Origin of the sequence: Hufsiella ginkgonis (genome assembly GCF_009834915.1) — a bacterium.
GTDB lineage: Bacteria > Bacteroidota > Bacteroidia > Sphingobacteriales > Sphingobacteriaceae > Hufsiella > Hufsiella ginkgonis.
In genome coordinates this window covers 619,517-637,041 of the sequence record NZ_WVHS01000001.1, presented here as the reverse complement: position 1 = coordinate 637,041, position 17,525 = coordinate 619,517, and the positions used below count along the sequence as shown (strand labels likewise).

20 protein-coding genes, 2 tRNA genes and 1 pseudogene are annotated in these 17,525 nt (G+C 49.9%); 8 read left to right on the top strand and 15 right to left on the bottom strand.

The features are described from left to right. Window positions 1–76: 76 nt before the first annotated feature. The 3 genes from GS398_RS02640 to GS398_RS02630 all read left to right on the top strand — a co-directional run bounded on the left by GS398_RS02640 (window position 77) and on the right by GS398_RS02630 (window position 3,216). Window positions 77–150: transfer RNA gene (locus GS398_RS02640), tRNA-Asp, on the top strand. Between the two features lie 535 nt (window positions 151–685). Continuing rightward, on the top strand, window positions 686–1,681 hold the full coding sequence (locus GS398_RS02635; protein ID WP_369410233.1) for an RHS repeat domain-containing protein: 996 nt from the start codon (window positions 686–688) through the stop codon (window positions 1,679–1,681). Window positions 1,682–2,028: 347 nt separating this feature from the next. Continuing rightward, on the top strand, window positions 2,029–3,216 hold the full coding sequence (locus GS398_RS02630; RefSeq protein WP_160905173.1) for an acetyltransferase domain-containing protein: 1,188 nt from the start codon (window positions 2,029–2,031) through the stop codon (window positions 3,214–3,216). Between the two features lie 19 nt (window positions 3,217–3,235). On the opposite strand, the gene GS398_RS02625 is transcribed toward GS398_RS02630, so the two are convergent. Continuing rightward, on the bottom strand, window positions 3,236–3,616 hold the full coding sequence (locus GS398_RS02625; RefSeq protein WP_160905172.1) for an START-like domain-containing protein: 381 nt from the start codon (window positions 3,614–3,616) through the stop codon (window positions 3,236–3,238). Between the two features lie 133 nt (window positions 3,617–3,749). Between GS398_RS02625 and GS398_RS02620 the strand changes: the two genes are divergently transcribed. Both GS398_RS02620 and GS398_RS02615 read left to right on the top strand, forming a co-directional pair. Next, window positions 3,750–3,823: transfer RNA gene (locus GS398_RS02620), tRNA-Met, on the top strand. Between the two features lie 74 nt (window positions 3,824–3,897). Beyond that, window positions 3,898–5,429 (top strand): annotated as a pseudogene (locus GS398_RS02615) (IS1182 family transposase). Window positions 5,430–5,640: 211 nt separating this feature from the next. On the opposite strand, the gene GS398_RS02610 reads toward GS398_RS02615, so the two are convergent. From GS398_RS02610 to GS398_RS02595, 4 genes are all read right to left on the bottom strand, one after another. Continuing rightward, window positions 5,641–6,108, bottom strand: a complete 468-nt coding sequence (locus tag GS398_RS02610) for a hypothetical protein (RefSeq protein WP_160905171.1) — start codon at window positions 6,106–6,108, stop codon at window positions 5,641–5,643. Beyond that, entirely contained in the window at window positions 6,108–6,314 is a 207-nt protein-coding gene (locus tag GS398_RS02605; RefSeq protein ID WP_160905170.1) for a hypothetical protein, read from the bottom strand. Before GS398_RS02605 ends, GS398_RS02610 begins: the two co-directional genes overlap by 1 nt. Next, a complete protein-coding gene (locus GS398_RS02600) occupies window positions 6,299–6,856 on the bottom strand; it encodes an RHS repeat domain-containing protein (RefSeq protein ID WP_160905169.1) in 558 nt (185 codons plus the stop codon). The genes GS398_RS02605 and GS398_RS02600 overlap by 16 nt, the downstream gene beginning before the upstream one ends. A 982-nt stretch (window positions 6,857–7,838) precedes the next feature. Further along, window positions 7,839–8,183, bottom strand: coding sequence for an ORF6N domain-containing protein (locus GS398_RS02595; RefSeq protein WP_160905168.1), 345 nt, complete (start codon window positions 8,181–8,183; stop codon window positions 7,839–7,841). Between the two features lie 38 nt (window positions 8,184–8,221). Here GS398_RS02595 and GS398_RS02590 point away from each other — a divergent pair, with 38 nt between their 5' ends. Then, window positions 8,222–8,557, top strand: a complete 336-nt coding sequence (locus GS398_RS02590; protein ID WP_160905167.1) for a helix-turn-helix domain-containing protein — start codon at window positions 8,222–8,224, stop codon at window positions 8,555–8,557. A 53-nt stretch (window positions 8,558–8,610) separates the two neighbouring features. On the opposite strand, the gene GS398_RS02585 is transcribed toward GS398_RS02590, so the two are convergent. Together GS398_RS02585 and GS398_RS02580 are read right to left on the bottom strand one after the other, a co-directional pair. After that, complete coding sequence (locus tag GS398_RS02585) at window positions 8,611–9,027, bottom strand: hypothetical protein (RefSeq protein ID WP_160905166.1); 417 nt, start codon at window positions 9,025–9,027, stop codon at window positions 8,611–8,613. Window positions 9,028–9,029: 2 nt separating this feature from the next. Continuing rightward, window positions 9,030–9,899, bottom strand: a complete 870-nt coding sequence (locus GS398_RS02580; RefSeq protein ID WP_160905165.1) for an RHS repeat domain-containing protein — start codon at window positions 9,897–9,899, stop codon at window positions 9,030–9,032. Between the two features lie 377 nt (window positions 9,900–10,276). On the opposite strand from GS398_RS02580, the gene GS398_RS02575 reads away from it, so the two are divergent. Then, complete coding sequence (locus GS398_RS02575) at window positions 10,277–10,657, top strand: hypothetical protein (RefSeq protein ID WP_160905164.1); 381 nt, start codon at window positions 10,277–10,279, stop codon at window positions 10,655–10,657. Window positions 10,658–10,792: 135 nt separating this feature from the next. Here the strand turns inward: GS398_RS02575 and GS398_RS02570 are convergent, their stop codons facing one another. Genes GS398_RS02570 through GS398_RS02550 form a run of 5 tightly spaced genes read right to left on the bottom strand, consistent with a single transcriptional unit; the run spans window position 10,793 to window position 14,466 of the window. Then, window positions 10,793–11,671: a tyrosine-type recombinase/integrase gene (locus GS398_RS02570; RefSeq protein ID WP_160905163.1), complete on the bottom strand. Its 879-nt coding sequence runs from the start codon at window positions 11,669–11,671 to the stop codon at window positions 10,793–10,795. Window positions 11,672–11,681: 10 nt separating this feature from the next. Next, window positions 11,682–11,924: a tyrosine-type recombinase/integrase gene (locus GS398_RS22640; protein WP_160905162.1), complete on the bottom strand. Its 243-nt coding sequence runs from the start codon at window positions 11,922–11,924 to the stop codon at window positions 11,682–11,684. Between the two features lie 16 nt (window positions 11,925–11,940). Further along, window positions 11,941–12,654, bottom strand: coding sequence for a tyrosine-type recombinase/integrase (locus tag GS398_RS02560; RefSeq protein ID WP_160905161.1), 714 nt, complete (start codon window positions 12,652–12,654; stop codon window positions 11,941–11,943). After that, the gene (locus GS398_RS02555; RefSeq protein ID WP_160905160.1) at window positions 12,635–14,263 is read right to left on the bottom strand and encodes an MTBMA_p00010-related P-loop-containing protein; all 1,629 of its coding nucleotides are present in this window, start codon (window positions 14,261–14,263) and stop codon (window positions 12,635–12,637) included. The genes GS398_RS02560 and GS398_RS02555 overlap by 20 nt, the downstream gene beginning before the upstream one ends. Continuing rightward, window positions 14,260–14,466, bottom strand: a complete 207-nt coding sequence (locus tag GS398_RS02550; RefSeq protein ID WP_160905159.1) for a SymE family type I addiction module toxin — start codon at window positions 14,464–14,466, stop codon at window positions 14,260–14,262. The genes GS398_RS02555 and GS398_RS02550 overlap by 4 nt, the downstream gene beginning before the upstream one ends. A 170-nt stretch (window positions 14,467–14,636) precedes the next feature. On the opposite strand from GS398_RS02550, the gene GS398_RS02545 reads away from it, so the two are divergent. Further along, window positions 14,637–14,993: a helix-turn-helix domain-containing protein gene (locus tag GS398_RS02545; protein WP_202405933.1), complete on the top strand. Its 357-nt coding sequence runs from the start codon at window positions 14,637–14,639 to the stop codon at window positions 14,991–14,993. 33 nt (window positions 14,994–15,026) lie between these two features. Here the strand turns inward: GS398_RS02545 and GS398_RS02540 are convergent, their stop codons facing one another. The 3 genes from GS398_RS02540 to GS398_RS02530 form a co-directional block, all read right to left on the bottom strand. After that, entirely contained in the window at window positions 15,027–15,347 is a 321-nt protein-coding gene (locus GS398_RS02540; RefSeq protein ID WP_160905158.1) for a DUF6984 family protein, read from the bottom strand. Window positions 15,348–15,349: 2 nt separating this feature from the next. Next, entirely contained in the window at window positions 15,350–16,201 is an 852-nt protein-coding gene (locus GS398_RS02535; protein WP_160905959.1) for an RHS repeat-associated core domain-containing protein, read from the bottom strand. A gap of 770 nt (window positions 16,202–16,971) precedes the next feature. Continuing rightward, window positions 16,972–17,517 carry an ORF6N domain-containing protein gene (locus GS398_RS02530; RefSeq protein WP_160905157.1) on the bottom strand — a complete coding sequence of 182 codons (546 nt, stop codon included), beginning with the start codon at window positions 17,515–17,517 and terminating at the stop codon, window positions 16,972–16,974. Window positions 17,518–17,525: the final 8 nt, after the last annotated feature.

The window sequence follows — 17,525 nt, the reverse complement described above, 5'->3', positions numbered from 1 at the left end:
TTAATTGCAAATTTTTGTTGCGGAATAAGCTAAAGACGCTATATTTGCAATCCCAAACGGAAACGAAAGGGACAATGGTTCGGTAGTTCAGCCGGTTAGAATACATGCCTGTCACGCATGGGGTCGCGGGTTCGAGTCCCGTCCGGACCGCTGAGCGGGGGAATTGAAAAATTCCCCCGTTTTTTTGATATATTAGGAACGTTCTTACTCATTATCAAGGAGTTGCGGGATCAGGCTTAAAAGTTTGGGAGCTATTAGCTATCAGCAATCAGCTTTGATTACGCTGTCAAACCTGGAATACTACTCAGGAAGAGCTCAACGTCAATTACTTATCTTATAAGGTATACTTACGGGCTGAATGCTGATAGCTGAGCCAAAACTACTCCCCAGAAATTCAGCTTGATCCGAGTTGTATCGAACCCTATCTGCACCAGTTCCCAGAAAAAGCGATGGCAGCTTCGTTATCGAAAATCTCTCTGAACCTTTTCCAATTCGTTAAATTTACCGCAGACAGTGGTTAAAAGTGGGGTCACCTTGTCCTCTATTTATGATGCTTCGGGAAGAAAGCTCCGGAAAATATACGCCGGAACTACTACGCGTGACTATGTCGGCGCAATCGAGTATTCTGGGACTTCTATAGACTCGTTCATACTGCTGAGGGACGGGTTATCTCAGGCAGCTACGAATATTCCTAAAAGACCATCTTGGCAATACCAGGGCAATTGTTCGTCAGGATGGGACTGTTGGCGAGGTCACAGATTATTATGCCTTTGGTATGGAGATGAATCATTCCGGCGGCGTAACTGTTAGCCCGCTGAATCAGTACAAATACAATGGGAAGGAAATGCAAGTAGAGCTAGATTTAAAGATGTATGACTTTGGGGCACGGCTCTATGATGCAGTAATTGGGCGGTGGACAAGAATCGATAATAAGGCGGAGATGTATTTTAACTGGTCTCCTTACAATTATGCACTCAACACTCCGGTTAACGCTGTAGACCCCGACGGTAATTTAGTGATTTTTATTGCGGGGCAAAATACAGGAGATGGAGGAACATTAGATTACTGGAGAGGCTATAAATATAATGGGGTAGACGGAGGAGTTCAAGACTATTACTCAAGGATCGATTTTTTTAAAAGCGTTCAACAGCACTTCAATGATAGATCATATCGCCTATATGACGGCGGTCTAGGTGGGTGGAGTAATACATTTTCCCTTTTAAACTTACAGTATGCGGACCAAGGAAGAAATAACTTATTTTTAAAGGACAGAATTAGTGCAGGATACGATGCAGGAAAGGCGGATGTGAAAGACATAATCCGGAGGCTAAAGCACTCCGGGAGTGTTATTACCGAAAGCATCAAAGTCATCGCCCACAGCATGGGATCCGCTTATGCGAAAGGATTGATCCAGGCAATTATCGACTATGCAAAAGCACATCCCAACGAGTGTCAGGGTCTACGCATAACCGAGTACGACTTTGCCGCATACCAACAAAACAAGATGTCAGCTATACCAGGTGTAACATTATTCCAATTCGATAATCAGCATGGCGATTGGGTAATTGTTAATGGCCCGGTGGGTCTAAGTCGCATATTGCCTCCTCTGGATCGTATTCAGAAAATGCCGTTACCATTAAGTTTGGAAAATGGTTCTATAACTCTGGCGAGATTAATGTGATTAAATATTGGAAGGCGAATAAAGCAAACTGCGAGAATTGTGATTCATCACTATTTAAGAGGGACAGTACTTGGATTTACCGGGATAAAAATGGAGACACATTAAAAATTGAAACCTACTTAGAAGGCAAACTTGTAAACAAAATAAATCATTAAACTCCTATCCCGCCACGCGATGCAGATTAAAACCAGTTAAAGCTGTCAGTATGCGACTGGAAAGTATTTTGAGAGCCCGAGGAACAGGTTAGAGAAACCCATCCCGCCTGTGTGGCAAACGGATCATCACACTGCGATCTCACTATAAAAAGAGCAAAGATAGTTCGTATCTTAGCTAAACCTACCTTTGATATGGAACTGACTAAACCCTACCGCGTTTCCTCCATTGACATCCTTCGGGGCATTGTCATGATCATCATGGCCCTCGATCACACGCGGGACTTTTTCCATGTAACGGCGTTTTCTGCCGATCCGCTTAACCCCGCAACCACTACGCCTGCCTTGTACTTAACGCGCTGGATCACGCATTTTTGCGCACCTACATTCGTATTCCTGTCTGGGATCTCGGCCTTCCTGGCATCACGGAAGAAAAGTCGTAACGAAGCGAGCCTGTTTCTTATCAAAAGGGGTTTTTGGCTCATTTTTGTTGAAGTGGTGGTGATCACCTTCGGTCTTACCTTTAATCCGTTCTTTAACATCATCATCCTGCAGGTGATCTGGGCTATCGGCACCAGCATGATCATCCTGGGACTGCTAAGCCGGCTTTCCTATAAAGCGGTATTGGCAACGGGCCTTGTTCTCTTTTTCGGACATAACCTGGCCGACTACCTGCATCCCGATCCCAATAGCGGGGCTGCTGTGTTCTTAACGGTGTTTTTATCAAGCCGGGGCACCCTGGTACCTGCCGGGGATAACGCGCACTTTATCGGGGTGTTTTACACTATCCTGCCATGGACCGGTGTAATGATGGTTGGATATGCCATTGGGCCCCTGTTCCAGGCCGGTTTTGATGTCGCAAAGCGACGCCGGATCCTGCTCGGCTCAGGTACCGGGTTAACGTTGTTGTTCATCATGCTGCGGTTAGTAAACCACTACGGCGATCCCCGGCCCTGGAAACACTACGACACGTTCCTGCAGAATTTACTATCGTTCCTCAATGCAAGCAAATATCCGCCCTCGCTGCTATATGTTTGCATGACGCTCGGGCCTGCCTTGATGATCTTGTCGGGGTTGGAAAAAACGCGCAGTAAACTGGCTTCGGTCGCGTCTGTATACGGGAAGGTCCCGTTCTTTTACTACGTGCTCCACTTTTACCTGCTGCATCTTATCCTGGTGGTACTATTTTTCGCATCAGGTTACACCACCCGGCAGGTGGCTGACCCCAATATTCCGTTTCTTTTCAGGCCGGCAGCATTCGGGTATGAGTTGCCGGTGGTATACCTGATCTGGGCCTGTGCGGTTGCAGCCCTGTATGGGCCATGCCGGTGGTTTGGCAGGTACAAAGAGCGAAACCGGAAATGGTGGTTAAGTTATCTCTAAATTCGTTCGGGCCGAAGGATCAGGCGCCGAGCACACTGATCAGGTACTGGATCTGGTTGTCCCAGATCAGTTTCCGCTCTTCAATGGCATCCTCGGCGGCGAAATCGGTAATGGCAAGCGCTACATCATTGGTCAGTTCGTCCTGTACGATCTCGAGCTCGAAATAACATTGCGGCTCGTCATCGAGGAACTTAAATTTTACCAGCTTGTTTTCTTTGATGGCGATCAGTTTCGCCTTGTGCTGCTCCCCGTCCCAGGTGAAGGTGTAAATATTGTCTTTGTAAACTACATCATCTGCGAACCACTGCGCCAGTCCGTTAGGCTCGTTCAGAAAACCGAATAATATTTTAGGAGATGATTTTACTTCATATTCGAGCGTAATCTTCTTTTTTTCAGACATTATATTAATTATTACTCAAAAGCGCGGTACGCGTTTTTTTACATTTCTTTCTAAAGAAAGGGATTTTAAACTATATTTGCAAACTATTTAAAAGGGCAATGGCCGGCATCCTTTCGCCGTTGCGAACTTAAACGGCGGGGTAGCTCAGATGGTTAGAGCGTAGGATTCATAACCCTAAGGTCGGCAGTTCGATCCTGCTCCCCGCTACACTGATTGTGAGGAGGCTGTCTCAAAAGGATAGCCTCTTTTTTTATTTCAGGCAATTTTCGTATTTTAAAGGTATGGGAAGCACGCCTGTTTTTAAGCCATATGATTCCGACCAGATGCAGTTACTTCCACCCAGCCTGGAAGAGCTGGTATCGGCTAATCACCCGGCCCGTATCGTAAAGAAAGTTATCGATGAGATCGATGTCCGGCCGATCAACCGTAAATACAAAGGAGGCGGAGCCTCCAGCTACCATCCCCGGATGCTGCTGAAAGTACTGGTGTATGGCTATCTGACCAACACCTATTCCAGCCGTAAACTGGAAGAGCAGGTACGGCAGAATATCCATTTTATGTGGCTTTGCGGGATGAAAACTCCGGACCATAACACCATCAACCGTTTCCGGAGCGAGAAGCTATCGGGGATATTAAAGCAGATCTTCTCGCAGATCGTACTGTTGTTGTCGGAAGAAGGAATAGTGTCGTTAAAGGAGGCCGTTTTCACCGATGGTACCAAGATCGAATCAGCAGCTAACCGGTATACCTTTGTTTGGGGAAAAAGCATTAAAACGAGCAAAGAGCGGATCAAATTGCAACTGGATGACTTGTGGAAATACGCACAGGGACTAGCCGCTGAAGAACTAAAAGATGCTTCCCCGTCTGAATTCGGGCAGGTGAATGCTGAGCAGGTGCGTAAAACGATCGCCCGGATCGACCAGGCGCTGGAGGATAAGGAAGTGGATAAAAAGGTAAAGCAAAAGTTGAACTATGCCCGCAAGCACTGGCCGGATAACCTGGAGCGGTATAATGATCAGGAAAAGCAGCTCGGTTCCCGTAACAGCATGTCGAAAACCGATCCCGATGCTACCTTCATGCGAATGAAAGAGGATCATATGCGTAACGGGCAGCTCAAACCGGCCTATAACCTTCAGATCAGCACACAGGACCAGTTCATCCTGACTACTCGCTGCATCCCAATCCAACCGACACCTTAACCCTGAAACCACATATCGAACAATACCAGGCACTTTATAACCTGCTGCCTGCAGCGGTAGTAGCCGATGCAGGTTACGGCTCAGCGGAGAACTATTCTCTGCTGGAAGGCAAACAGGTCGAAGCCTATATCAAGTATAATACCTTTGATAAAGAACAGAAAAAGGAGAAGAACGACCCCAAACCCTTTGCCGCCGAAAAGCTGTATTATGACCCGGAGAACGATTGCCTTTACTGCCCGATGGGCCAGAAGATGCACCGTATTAGCCAGAGCAGGCGCACTACTGCATCCGGCTTTGAACGAACTGTCCACCTGTACCAGGCGATCAACTGCAAGGGCTGTCCCTTAGGCGGACAATGCCATAGGGGACAGGGCGAGAGGATCGTAGAGATCGACCATAATCTTATCCGCCACAAAGAGGCCGCAAGGACGCGCCTTAGCAGTGAACAGGGAGTAGTTTACCGAAAGAAACGCCCCTGGGATGTAGAGCCGGTATTCGCCAGTATCAAAAGCAATCATGGCTTCAAACGTTTCCTGCTAAAGGGAATGAATAAGACGGAAGTGGAGATCGGGCTACTTTCAATCGCCCATAACCTGAGAAAATGGAAGGCGTAAGCCTTTCTTTAGCTTTAACGGCGGCAATATAAACACCAGCATCTTAGCAACAGACCTCACTGCCTTGAATCCTCGTTAAAAACGATCATCCAACGCTACCTCCAACAGTGCAAAAAAAAACCGTCCCATAATTGCTTATGAGACGGCCTCTTCCAATACTATCAGTGATCATTTTGTATAAACCTGATCAATCGGATGCGATTTTTTCCGCCTATTTGTACGCCAATTTAGCCAACGTCAGTTGTGCTGCCTTGCTTTCAGGTTTTTTTAAGATCACCTGCTTTGCGATCTCAATGGCTTTACCATCACCCAAGAGCTTTTCTGGAATATGATTAAAGTATAACAGGTATTCCAAGATATCAGCGTCTTGCGGATCTAACTCAGACGCCCGCAATGCATGAAATAGACCGATTAACTCCGCTTTATCAACATGGTTTAAAGTGAATGCCATTACTTGACTTGCAAAAAAATGAACTTCAACAGATTCATGCTTATAAAGTAAACTTTGTAAAAAGGTGTATATAGTTAAGTTACTTTCATCGGTATCAGAATTGTACGCGAGCAGGTGTATTGCATCTTTCCTGTCTCCAAAAGACAACTTCCCAAGAGCATATTCAAGTTCTTTAAATTGCAAAGCGTCAAGCATTTGCCTATAGGTTTTCAAGTCGTTGTCTTTCATTATTTAACATTTGAGAGGATTTTTAGCGCTTGCCATTTGTAAGCCGGGTCTGTTATTACCCAGGCATTGCTTACCACAGTCTTTCCTGCTACCTGGTTAGTTGTTACTTGCACAATTTCGCCACCATATTGTATAATTTTACTTGATGAGCCAAGGGCTGTATTAGCGTACCCCATTTCTGCCCCTTCGGTTAAAGCTTTTGACATAATCGCTTTAACTTCAGCTTCGGTAACCGCCACTTTCCCCAAGCATGGGATTTTGACATTATTTTAATCATTTTCTGCGCACTTAACGCTTCAACGATAGGTAATAATTTTTCCGCTCCTATCACAGACTCAAGCAAGACGCCCAAAGGTTTAAGTACCCTTCCCCAAGGCACTAAAAGCAAGCCGGCTTGAACAGCGGTGCCTCTTGTCATTCCCTCTGGATCGTATCCTTGAGGATCCCTTTGCGCTCTTTTATAATCGATTTGGTTCCAATTAAAAATAACGCCAGGTTTAATTCGGTTGACAGAACCGGACTTTATTGGGATCTCTTGCAAGCGAATTACTCTTGTTGTATCCATACCGAACTCATCACTATACAGCAATGGATTATTCATCACATAATTGTATGGGGTAAGATCTGTATGCATTTCTGACATCAGATCCACCGAGTTCCATCTTGCTATCACCGGATCATAGAACCTGGCTCCATAATCATACTGCCTACCACAACTTTTTAGCTGTTGGCCCGGTTTTCTGGTCACCCCGGAGCGGGGTTATTCAAAGAACGTCTCCGCTCAAAGATAGGCGTTGATTGTTGGTTTTTACACGGCTGGCTCGCGCCAATTTTTTGTGTTGCTTTTACAGGATTTTGGTGGGATTGATGTTTATTCCGGCTGGTGGCTAAGAGATTCGTATCCGGAAGATCATCCGTTTCAGCAAAGATAGCCTCCGTGGTTAAGAGGGTCAAGGGCTTTCGCGGCATAAACCCACAAGGCCTTTTCAGCACAGGGCCATTATTCCACGATCCCTTGACCCTCTTAACCACTTCGTCTCTTCTCGGCTTAACGGATGAACTCCCTGAGCCCCTGATAACCTGGTTGGAGTTCTGAGCAGAACCGATGTTTACCTGCTGCCGATGTTCGGAGGGAAAAGTGTACCAGAACCCCCCTGGGCACTTTTCTTTCGCCTGCTGCCCGGCCATGAGTACTGTCCCTGCTTCGAAGGATGCCGTTGTTCCCCCGGCCAGGCTGGTAGAAGCCCTCTGCGACCAGGTGCTGCCGTGAAGTTTAACGGGATCTTCTTTAGGAACAGGATCTTCGCGAGCCGGCTGCAAGTAGAGTGAGGGTGTGCCGGGAGAAGCGCGAGGCACGAGCGCGACCGGCGCATATGTAGGAGGCCGGGCCTGCTGTGATCATCAGGGATTAACGGATCGTGCGGGCCTGGCCGAACTACACGAGGGTTGCCATGCTGCCGCAGGCAATAAAACAAGGCCGCCCGAAGCCCGAGCGACCCGCAGGCGAGCCATACAATAAGGCGGCGGCTGGATGCGAGGCACGAGCAGACAGGATAGCCGACTATGAGGAAGAGGAAGGAAGGCGAAAGACATGACAGCCAGGAAGGCGCTGAACGGATTTTCTTGCGGTAACGGGAACGTGATAGCGCCGGACGGGCTGGCGTGGCTTTTGCGCTGACTGACGAGGACGAATGCCGCTTTTCCTGCCGTGAAAGGGAACGTGATCTTGTTCAGGATTTGCCTTTCAGCTTGTAACCTACCGGTGGTTTTTCAGGCTTAGGATTCTCTTTCTTTTCCAGCAGCTCGTCCAGGTATTGGAACACTAACTCAATATTCTTATCATGGTTGTCGAGCTTCTTTTTGATGTTCTCAATCTCCAGACGGAGATCGGTCTGCTCAACAAGAAGCTTACGCAGCGCTACAAAAGCCCTCATAATAGCAATGTTCATTTCCCTGGCTCTCTGGCTTTTCAATACACTCGACAACATAGCCACACCGGTTTCTGTAAAAGCGAACGGATGGGATCCACCCAGGTGCTGCCGGGAAGGTATCACATTTTGTGATATTTTTGCCATATATAGCCGTAAACAAGTAATTAAGTATCCTTTAAGCGATGAACACAGGTAAGATCATATCCGATTTGAGGGAAAAGAAGGGCTGGGTACAGAAGGACCTGGCCGAGAAGAGCGGGATCTCCCGCGTGATGATCGGCAAGTACGAACGTGATGAGGCGGTACCATCTATCGAAGCGGCAAAGAAGATCGCCCAGGCCCTGGAAGTGTCTTTGGATTATTTGGCCGGGGAAGGCGTGAACGCGACCTTCGATAAGCGCACCGTAAAACGGCTGCAGCAGATCGACAGCCTGAACGAAGAGGATAAAACGCATTTACTGGCCATCATCGATGCGTTTCTACGCAACGCCAATACCAGGAAGGAATATGGGTCATAAACGAACAAAGCCCGGGCGAATGCACCGGGCTTTGTTCGTTTATCGTAAGTTTATTATTTAAAAAAGGCAGGCCAATTATCAACTTGCCCAGTTTCCTCGAGCAGATCTGGGTAATCAGCAAACAACAAGCCCTCCAACTTCTCCACATTCTCGTTGTATCTAATAAATTTACTCTGATCGCTCATTAAGTCATCGGTCTCTATGAGATACAATTTGGCCTCTGAACGGATATTATTTAATAAAGAATACAGCTCATCCCAATGCTCCTTAAGAGCATCTGACTCTATGAAGCTTATTATCTGCTCGTAGGCTTCAAAAAACTCAATATCTACACAGATGTATATTTTATTATCGGTCGATTTGTCGATGTAAACGAGACTGCAATAGTAAATCGTATTATCCTCCGTTTTACAAAACGCTTTTATGATATTATCATACCAGTCCAGGATTGAAACTTCAATGAAATGCATATTTATTTAATTAAACAGTGAATTAAACCACTGTGCAACCTGTTCGGTAACTGGCTTCGGCAAAATAACTGTGTGATGCTTCGGATCTTTTCCGGTCTGCTTAACCTCGAAAACCTTTTAACTTCACTCTTCTCTGCTGACCTGTGTAGTTTGTCTGATCCTTGAACCTTTGGTTTTAACCTGGTTGATACCCCATGAGGGAACCCGGCATTTTCCGCTTTTGCGGCATCTTTAGCAAGCTGAGTGGTGTCTTCAGCTTCCTTACCAAAGCGGATCAGCGCACCGGCACTAGATTTCGCGCCGGGAACCTTTGTCAGTAGAGACTGAGCGGGGCCGCCACCAGGATACATGCCAAAAACATTTAACCCATCACTGAGATGACCAAAAGCATCTCCTAACGGGCCTTCGCTAGGTACCTGTTTTACAGTCGAAACATATTTTCCTTTTTCTTTGGAGTATTCTTGTCCGGCTTCCCACTTCTTTCCTTCATCAGCCGAAACAAAAGCGCTGTACACTAAAGTCTTAGTAGAATTCCAGGCATTAACAATAGTATTGCCAATCAAATAACCCAATCCGCCATTTAGCGCGAAGTCGTCACCCCCTTCTCCGCCATCTGGATACCTTCCATCAGGATCTCTCAATCTGATCGGATTGTTAAGGACATAAATATAAGGTGAGGTGTTTTCCTGTCCTAATTCTACAAGCGGATCGACTGAGTTCCACCTCCCCACCACCGGATCATAGAACCTGGCCCCATAATCATACTGCCCGTCCAGTTCCTCCTGCAACTCCTTCCCGTTATAAAGATACTTATTGCACCCCGAACCGGTTTTCAGGCAATTTTCAACGTCTCGCACGCCTTTTTTTGCCAAAGTTTTCTTGCCTTGAAGGTAGGATTTTTTAGTTCAGTTGAAAGAAAGAAGAACAGGGTTACCGGTCGGATTTATTTTTTTCAGCTGAAAGAAGAAGATTATTCAATTGAAAGAAAGAAGAAAGGCGCGTGTTCAGAACAGGATTTCGGTTCAACCCACGGCAGGTAAAGCGGCATTCGTCCTCGTCAGTCAGCGCAAAAGCCACGCCAGCCCGTCCGGCGCTTTGAAGTATCGTTTACCCATCAGGTTATCGTTCAGCGCCTACCTGGCTGTCATGCCTTTCGCCTTCCTTCCTCCTCCTCATAGTCGGCTACCCTGTCTGCGTTCGTCCGGCTCGTTCCTCACCGGCCGCCCACACCCAGCCGCCGCCTTATTGTATGGCTCGCCTGCGGGTCGCCCGGGCTTCGGGCGACTTTGTTTTATCGCCTCCGGCAGGTGGGCTGCCCTTGTGTAGCGCGTCCGGGCCGGAGGCGATCCGTTTACACCTGGCGATCAGAGCAGGCCCGGCCCCGCTACATGTGCCGCAGTCGCCCTCGTACCTCGGGCTTCTCCTGCGCCACCCGGGCTCCGCTCGCAGACCGGCTTGCAGGAAGATCCTGCCCTTAGTGATGATCCTGGTACAAACCAATTGCAGCAAAGCGCTTAGGGGCAGTGCCAGCCTGGCCGGGAGAATAACGGCATCCTCCGAAGCAGGGACACTGCGCCCGTCCAACCCAGCCGTCAGAAGAAGAGCCCCGGAGGTCCTGCTAAGAAGATGATCACGTTTTAGGGCTTTTCTTCCGCCGCCCGGGTCGTTTGCGCCAGCTGGTACCCAAAGTTTGTTCTGATATACCCTTTCCCTCCGAACAAAGGCAGTGCGGGAACTTCCCGGCAGTGCAGGTAAAGCCTGTGGCTCACTTCATCGGGTGCCATGCCTGGATAATGCTGTGCAGTGCCTGTACCTGGTCCTGCCGGTACTTTTCGGTCGCGCTTATCTTCTTGTGGCCGGCAAAGACCTGTACCGCTCTCAGCTCTTTCCCGTCTTTCAATAGGTTTGCGATCACGCTGGCCCGGATTGTCCGGCAGCTCACTTTGCGGGGAAGGAACAGGCTGCCGTAATGGCTCGTTACGTGTTTGATTATGTCGGCAGCAAGGAACCGGCTTCCCCGCAGACCGACCAGGAGACGATCACTTTGCTGGCCGGCAAGCAGCTGTTCCCGGATGACCTGCAGGTAGTTCAGGATCAGCAGCACCTGGGCAGCTTTCAGCGACAAGGTCCGTCCGTTGGTGTTCGCTTGCGCCCGGACCCGGACCGTTCCGGCTTCCAGGTCGATGTCCGGTACGCGCAATTCCTCCAGCTCGCGGGGCTGCAAGCCCTGGTAGATGAGCAGGCCCATCAGTACCCGGTTGCGCCCGGCCAGCACCGGGTAACGCTCTTCTTTGTGCAGCAGTTGTTCCAGTTCCGAAGCCGTGAACAGGTCTTGTAACTGGATATCGGAAGGAGCCGGATCACGCAGGCGCACCGATGCCGCAGGATTATCATTGCGCTGCCCTGTAAGGGCCAGGTACTGGTAATACGCTTTGAGGGCACACAGGACCCGGCGCACGGTCCCGGCATTGGGGTAGCGGTTGCGCAGCTGGCCGATATAGGCCATCACCCCGTTAAAGCCGGCATCCCCGGCACCGGGGCAATTACCCCGGTAGATCCCGATTTCACGGGCGTACAACTTTGCCATGGTCAGGGCATAGCGTTCCCGCAGGTAGGTTTCAAACCCGTAGTCATTCGTTTTCATGATGTTTAGTTTAAAGGGTTAAGACCTGCTGCCGGGTTATACCGGCATAGATCTGCGTGGTTTCCAGGCGGCTGTGTCCCAGGAACTCCCGGAGCATTTCCATGCTTACGCCCGAGGCCAGCAGGTGCGTGGCGATCGAGTGGCGCAAATGGTGCAGCGTAATTCCCTGCGGCAAACCGGCACGAAAGAGCAGTGCCGAAAGCACCCGCTGGTAACCCTGTCCGCTCATTCTGTTACCCGTCGTGTTCAGCATAAAGGCGGGTTCATCTTCACGGGCTATCCCGTTTACCCGCTCCTGTAAGTAAGGCGCTTTCCTTACTTCCGGCCAGGTATGGACGCGAGTAGTTCAGATACGCTTCCACGTCTTCCTTATTACCGCCTGAAAGGGGAACGAAACGGGCTTTGTATCCCTTGCCGTTACGTACCAGTACCAGGTCTTTGTCCAGCAGGATATCCGGTACGTTCAGGGCGATCCCTTCCTCTTTGCGTAGGCCGCACCCGTAGTACACCGCCAGCATCGCCCGGTCGCGAAGGCCTAGCAGATCATCACCCGTCGCCCCGTAAAGTTGGGTGATCTCGGCCAGCGTCAGCGCTCCGGGTTCTTCCGTTTCCCCTTCCAGTTCCAGCGTATCGCTGAAACTCTCCTGGCCGCTATCGGCCAGGCAGCGGGCGAACTTGCGGATCACCTGCAGGTGCTTGCGGATGTAGTTCAAACTTAGCCCGCCTTCCCGCTTGCGGTTAGGGCGCTGGCCCAGGTGATCAAGATATGCTTGTATGTGGCTTTCCTGTAATTCTGCGATGGTGTGGCAGCCGCCGGCTTCCAGGAAGAACAGGAACTCATGGAGCATTCCCGGCATGTACCGCTGACTGGTGCGATCGAAGTTCAGCACGCGGAGCCAGGTGGCGAAGCTCTCCTTCAGACGCACGTAAAGCGGGGTTTTCAGCTCTGCTAAAGCGTGGGCCTTATGATTTTGATTTTCCACGGGTGACTGATTTCTTAGGATTGATTTTTAGCGAGTTATGTAACCCATCCGGCTGTTGGGCCACTGCCGGGTTACGGGCTACCGCCCGGATCTGCGAAAGGATGTTTTCCACCAGCTGCCGGGTGCCTGCCATGAGCAGTTCCAGTTCGTCCCAGGCGGCCACTTTGTACACGAAGCCTTTGTAGCGATTGCCGCTGATCGCAAGGACCTGGCCCATCCGTTCCAGTTCGGATAGGTAACGCTGTAAACTGCTCGGGGTGATCCTAAAGGTTGAGCGTACGCCCTTGCTGTAAAAGCATTCCGTACCCTGCTCTTTTAACCAGCCTTTTAACTGCTCGAAGAAGTTCCGGCAGGCTCCGGTCAGCTCGTCGCTCTTTTTCAGTAAGGTATCTTCCAGCACTGTAAAAGCGGCCTCGATATCTTCTATGGTGCTTTCAATGTATTGCTCCCCGGTGGTCTCGTCCGTTTTCAGCTCCCGCTGGTACTGGTGGTAGAAGGTGATGGTTTCGGTGAACAGGAGCAGTAACAGCATCGTCCGGCGCGGTTTGAACACCGATTCGGGCAGTTGTAAGTACGTGGCCAGCGGGTTCCTTACAGTAATGGGTTTCAGCATCCGCTGTACGTTTTTGAGCTGTTCCCGTACGTCCCGTTCTATGCTTTGATCGATCAGCCCCGCCGACAGTTTCCGCTGGTAGTCCATGATCCGTTTATCCTGCTCCGGGCTGGTATCCATATACAACAGGATGCAGCGGTTAGCGTTGTCTTCGTACAGCTGTTCGCGTGTGGTACAGCCCGATACGCAAACCGGGCCTTCCACGTTCAGGGTAACCGTTTTTAAGGCGCCTTTACCGTCTTTGAGCGTTACCGTTTTACTGATCCGGCGCTTGCTCTGCAGTTCGCGGATCGGGTACAGCGCGTTTTCGGCCCCGTCCAGGTCTTCGATCAGCAGGAGCTTGTGTTTCAGTTCCTGCTGGCCGAAGTAGTAGAAGGCGTTGCCCGAGAGCGCGGTGATCTCCAGCTTATCTTCCTGGGGGATCAGCTCCGACACCTTTTCCTGTAGCCAGGTCTTGCCCATGCCGCTGGCACTGAGAATGACCAGGTGCAGGGGCGTTTCCCGCTTGCGCGAGGTGTACACCAGGTAGGCGATCAGGCCGTTCGTTTCTTCCCCGATCAGCCCGCTGGCGGCAATGGCCTGTTTCGTGCGGTCGAGCAGATCGGGGGATTTCAGCCAGGAAAGGGCCGTTTTCCGATCGGTCTCCGTCAGTTCCTTTTGCCCCGACTGCCGGGGCTTCATGGCCTCCAATCGCTCCGAACGGTAGGCTTCCAGTGCGGTGTTCAGGTCGTTTATCGCCGCGCGGACATCATAAACGTTTAGTTCTAACGCCTCCGATACTTTCTCCACCAACTGATCCGTTTGAATGCTGTTGTACAGGTCAAGATTGTGCCGGAAAGCCGGGCCGTTTGGTTGCCCTGCAATGGTGAGTTTCAATGTGACTTTCAGACGGTCCAGCCCGGTGAGCTTGATGCCACCCGGGATGGCCGTATTTAGTTTGCCCTCGGTGTACAAAAGCAGGTCGGGGTTTGCAGTGATCAGCGTATTTTTGTTCATACCAGTTTGGTGATCGTTAACTGCCCCTGTGCCACCTGTACGTCCACCTGGTCGCCCGGGCAGAACCCGGCATCCTGCAGCCAGAGGCCGCTCATGTTCAGCCAGGGAATGACGATGTGATGGCGGCCCATCGTATGCTGGTCACGTACGACGTACTTGTCGTAGATTTTAACGCGGCGGTTGGTCTTGGATGGTCTTTTCATGGCTTCCTCTCTGATCGTTAAGTGAAAAAATAGTTTTGATACATTATTGTATTGCAATAATACCAATATGTATCATAATATCAAACAGCGATGTATCGCTATTTATCCACAATGTATTAACAGGAGGTTATTAACAGTATTTTTGATCTATACAGGTAGCACTACGATACATGGCAGGCATAAACATAGGGGAGCGCATCAAGGAACTGCGCACGGAAAAGAAGCTGACGCAAGGCGAACTGGCCGCAAAGGTGGGGTTAACGTATATCCAGGTGGGACGTTACGAGACGCAGAAGTCGGCGCCTTCTTCGGACGTGCTGCAGAAGCTCGCCCAGGCACTGGACACCACCACCGATTTCCTGATGATGGGAAGCCAGGATGAGGTGGTAGCCGCGCAATTGACCGATAAGGAACTGCTACGGCTGTTCAAACAGGTGGAGCAGTTAAGCCCCGAAGACAAGCACCTGGTTAAGACGTTTATTGATGCTTTTCTCACTAAAAGGCAGATTCAGGAACTGGCCAAATAACACAAAAGCCCGGCGGGATCCGCCGGGCTTCTTCTATTCAATTTCAGGAAACTTTTTTAAGGGAGAAAAGTCTGCTTTGAATATATCTAACTCAAAAAGTTCGCCGTCTTGGTTGAGGTTCAAGGTAACACTCACAGGAACATCATCCTCGTCGGTAAATTCTGCTTGAGCTGCGATTGCGCCTAAAGACTGTTTCTTATGTGGTCGCACAACTCTTAAACTACCCATCTCTCCGTCTTGCATTTCTTCCACCTGGAGCAGTCCTATTTGAGCAGTCAATTCGTTTTCAAACTTGGTTCCTTTCAATAGTGCCTTTATTAGACTGCTTTCCGGGTCTTTTAACCTTCTTGCCATATTTATTTGGGTGTAGTTATTCTTCCCACGTTAATAGTACCGTTAGGGAGTTTGAACGCATTATATGTAACTGCTGTACCATTAACGTTTACTGTACCAGTATGAAGTTTACCCGCTTGAATAGCCCCTGATGTATTTACAAGATCAGCTTCCACCGCTGACTGTACAGCACCTCTGCTTAAGCCGGCTTCTTCAATATGCCTGAAGGTATGATAGACCTGATTGGCATCTTTCCCAAATTGTATCGGTATAGAAGGTTTGCTAGCGGCTGCGGCTGCTTCTGCTGCTGCCTCCGCCGAAGGCTGAACCACACGATTGCCAATTTGCGTCATTTGAAGCTCACCTACTGCTATTCCATTGCTGCTGCTACTAAACCAGCTACCTACAACAGGAGCAAGCTTTGCCCCGATATAGCCCAAGCCCAAACCCAACCCTCCAGCAATTGCGGTTTGTTTAAGACTAACACTTCCATGATCCAGTAGCTGATCTGTTACACTACCAGCTACTCCTGACAGCCCTCCAGCGGCAACTAGTGCCACGGTTCCAGTGCCTGCTGTAGCTATCGTAATATCTACTACGGCTCCGGCAACTAATCCTTTACCGGCACCTTTCCAAACATTCTCGTGTTTAATAGCTGCTCTTACTCCCCCAACAACTGCCCCTACAGCAGCCCCGATCAATGTTCCTAAAAAACGCCCGTCTTCATCATAGATGAGAATAGGGTTGTTTGCTCCATAGTTAAAGGGAGATAGGCTATAATAGCTTTCCGCCAGCGGATCCAAACTATTCCACCTTCCAATCACCGGATCATAGAACCGCGCCCCATAATCATACTGCCTACCTCGACTTTTCAGCGTTAGCCGAACTTTCCGGCCACACTCCCCGGGGTTACTTCAAAGAACGTTACCACCAAAGATAGCTGTTTGACAGGATCGAACCACCCCAATTTTTTGTGATGAACGAAGGCGTAGAGGCGTTGACGGGGATTAGCAGAGCGTTAGGGTGCTGACCTGTTAAGCCGCAAAGAGCTCGTAGGCAGGGATCGGCTCAAGGGACCGTGGAATAAAGCGGAATGGAGCGTAGCGGAATGAGCATTTATGCCGCGAAAGCCCTTGAACCGATCCCTGCCGGAGGCTACCTTCGCTGTTACAGGTAAGCATCCCGTTCCTAACGGATCATCACTAAGGGCAGGATCTTCGTTGCGAGCCGTCCGCGAGTGGAGCGAGGGTGTGCCGGGAGAAGCGCGAGGCACGAGCGCGACCGGCGCACATGTAGGAGGCCGGGCCTGCTCTTATCTTCAAGGTTAACGGATCGTGTCGGCCCGGCCGAACTACACGAGGGCGGCCATGCTGCCGCAGGCAACTAAACCAATTCGCCCGAAGCCCAAGCGACCCGCAGGCGAGCCAGACAATAAGGCGGCGGCTGGATGCGAGGCACGAGCAGACAGGGGAGCCGACTATGAGGAAGAGGAAGGAAGGCGAAAGACATGACAGCCAGGTAGGCGCTGAACGTGATCTTTTATGGTAGCAGGATTTTGTAGCGCCGGACGGGCTGGCGTGGCTTTTGCGCAGACTGACGAGGACGAATGCCGCTTTACCTGCCGTGAAAAGGAACATGATCTTATTCAGGATTCGGATTTGCCCTTCAACCGGTAACCGACCACTTTCCGCGGTTCCGGGTTCTCTTTCTTTTCCAGCAGTTCATCCAGGTAACGGAACACGATCTCCATATTCTTGTCCTGGTTGTCCAGCTTGTTTTTGATCTTCTCGATCTCCAGCCGGATTTCGGTATTGTCCATCAGCAACTGCCTGATCCGCGTAAAGACACGGATCACCCGGATATTGACGGCGATGGCCTGCGGACTGTTCAGGGTACAGGATAGCATCGTTACTCCCTGCTCGGTAAAGCAGAACGGAGCATACCGAAGGCCCTGTTTGTCTTCTTGGACGTCTACGTGTTCCGACCGCCAGTTATCGAACTCCTGCCTGTTCATCTCGAACATAAAGTCCTCCGGGAACCGGGCGATATTACGTCTTACGGCTTCTTTCAAACGTTTGGTCTCTACGCCATACAACACGGCAAGGTCCCGGTCGATCATCACCTTTTGCCCCCGTACCAGGTAGATTTTGTTGATGATCACTTCATCAGGTATGGTAATATTGGTTTCCATATTCAGGT

Bases quoted from the DNA above. Each gene is read 5' to 3' on its own strand.
- GS398_RS02610 (WP_160905171.1), bottom strand. From the start codon at position 6,108: ATGAAAGACAACGACTTGAAAACCTATAGGCAAATGCTTGACGCTTTG.
- GS398_RS02570 (WP_160905163.1), bottom strand. From the start codon at position 11,671: ATGAAAACGAATGACTACGGGTTTGAAACCTACCTGCGGGAACGCTAT.
- GS398_RS02625 (WP_160905172.1), bottom strand. From the start codon at position 3,616: ATGTCTGAAAAAAAGAAGATTACGCTCGAATATGAAGTAAAATCATCT.
- GS398_RS02590 (WP_160905167.1), top strand. From the start codon at position 8,222: ATGAACACAGGTAAGATCATATCCGATTTGAGGGAAAAGAAGGGCTGG.
- GS398_RS02550 (WP_160905159.1), bottom strand. From the start codon at position 14,466: ATGAAAAGACCATCCAAGACCAACCGCCGCGTTAAAATCTACGACAAG.
- GS398_RS02605 (WP_160905170.1), bottom strand. From the start codon at position 6,314: ATGTCAAAAGCTTTAACCGAAGGGGCAGAAATGGGGTACGCTAATACA.
- GS398_RS02530 (WP_160905157.1), bottom strand. From the start codon at position 17,517: ATGGAAACCAATATTACCATACCTGATGAAGTGATCATCAACAAAATC.
- GS398_RS02545 (WP_202405933.1), top strand. From the start codon at position 14,637: ATGGCAGGCATAAACATAGGGGAGCGCATCAAGGAACTGCGCACGGAA.
- GS398_RS02540 (WP_160905158.1), bottom strand. From the start codon at position 15,347: ATGGCAAGAAGGTTAAAAGACCCGGAAAGCAGTCTAATAAAGGCACTA.
- GS398_RS02555 (WP_160905160.1), bottom strand. From the start codon at position 14,263: ATGAACAAAAATACGCTGATCACTGCAAACCCCGACCTGCTTTTGTAC.
- GS398_RS02575 (WP_160905164.1), top strand. From the start codon at position 10,277: ATGGCTCGCCTGCGGGTCGCCCGGGCTTCGGGCGACTTTGTTTTATCG.
- GS398_RS22640 (WP_160905162.1), bottom strand. From the start codon at position 11,924: ATGCTGAACACGACGGGTAACAGAATGAGCGGACAGGGTTACCAGCGG.
- GS398_RS02595 (WP_160905168.1), bottom strand. From the start codon at position 8,183: ATGGCAAAAATATCACAAAATGTGATACCTTCCCGGCAGCACCTGGGT.
- GS398_RS02585 (WP_160905166.1), bottom strand. From the start codon at position 9,027: ATGCATTTCATTGAAGTTTCAATCCTGGACTGGTATGATAATATCATA.
- GS398_RS02630 (WP_160905173.1), top strand. From the start codon at position 2,029: ATGGAACTGACTAAACCCTACCGCGTTTCCTCCATTGACATCCTTCGG.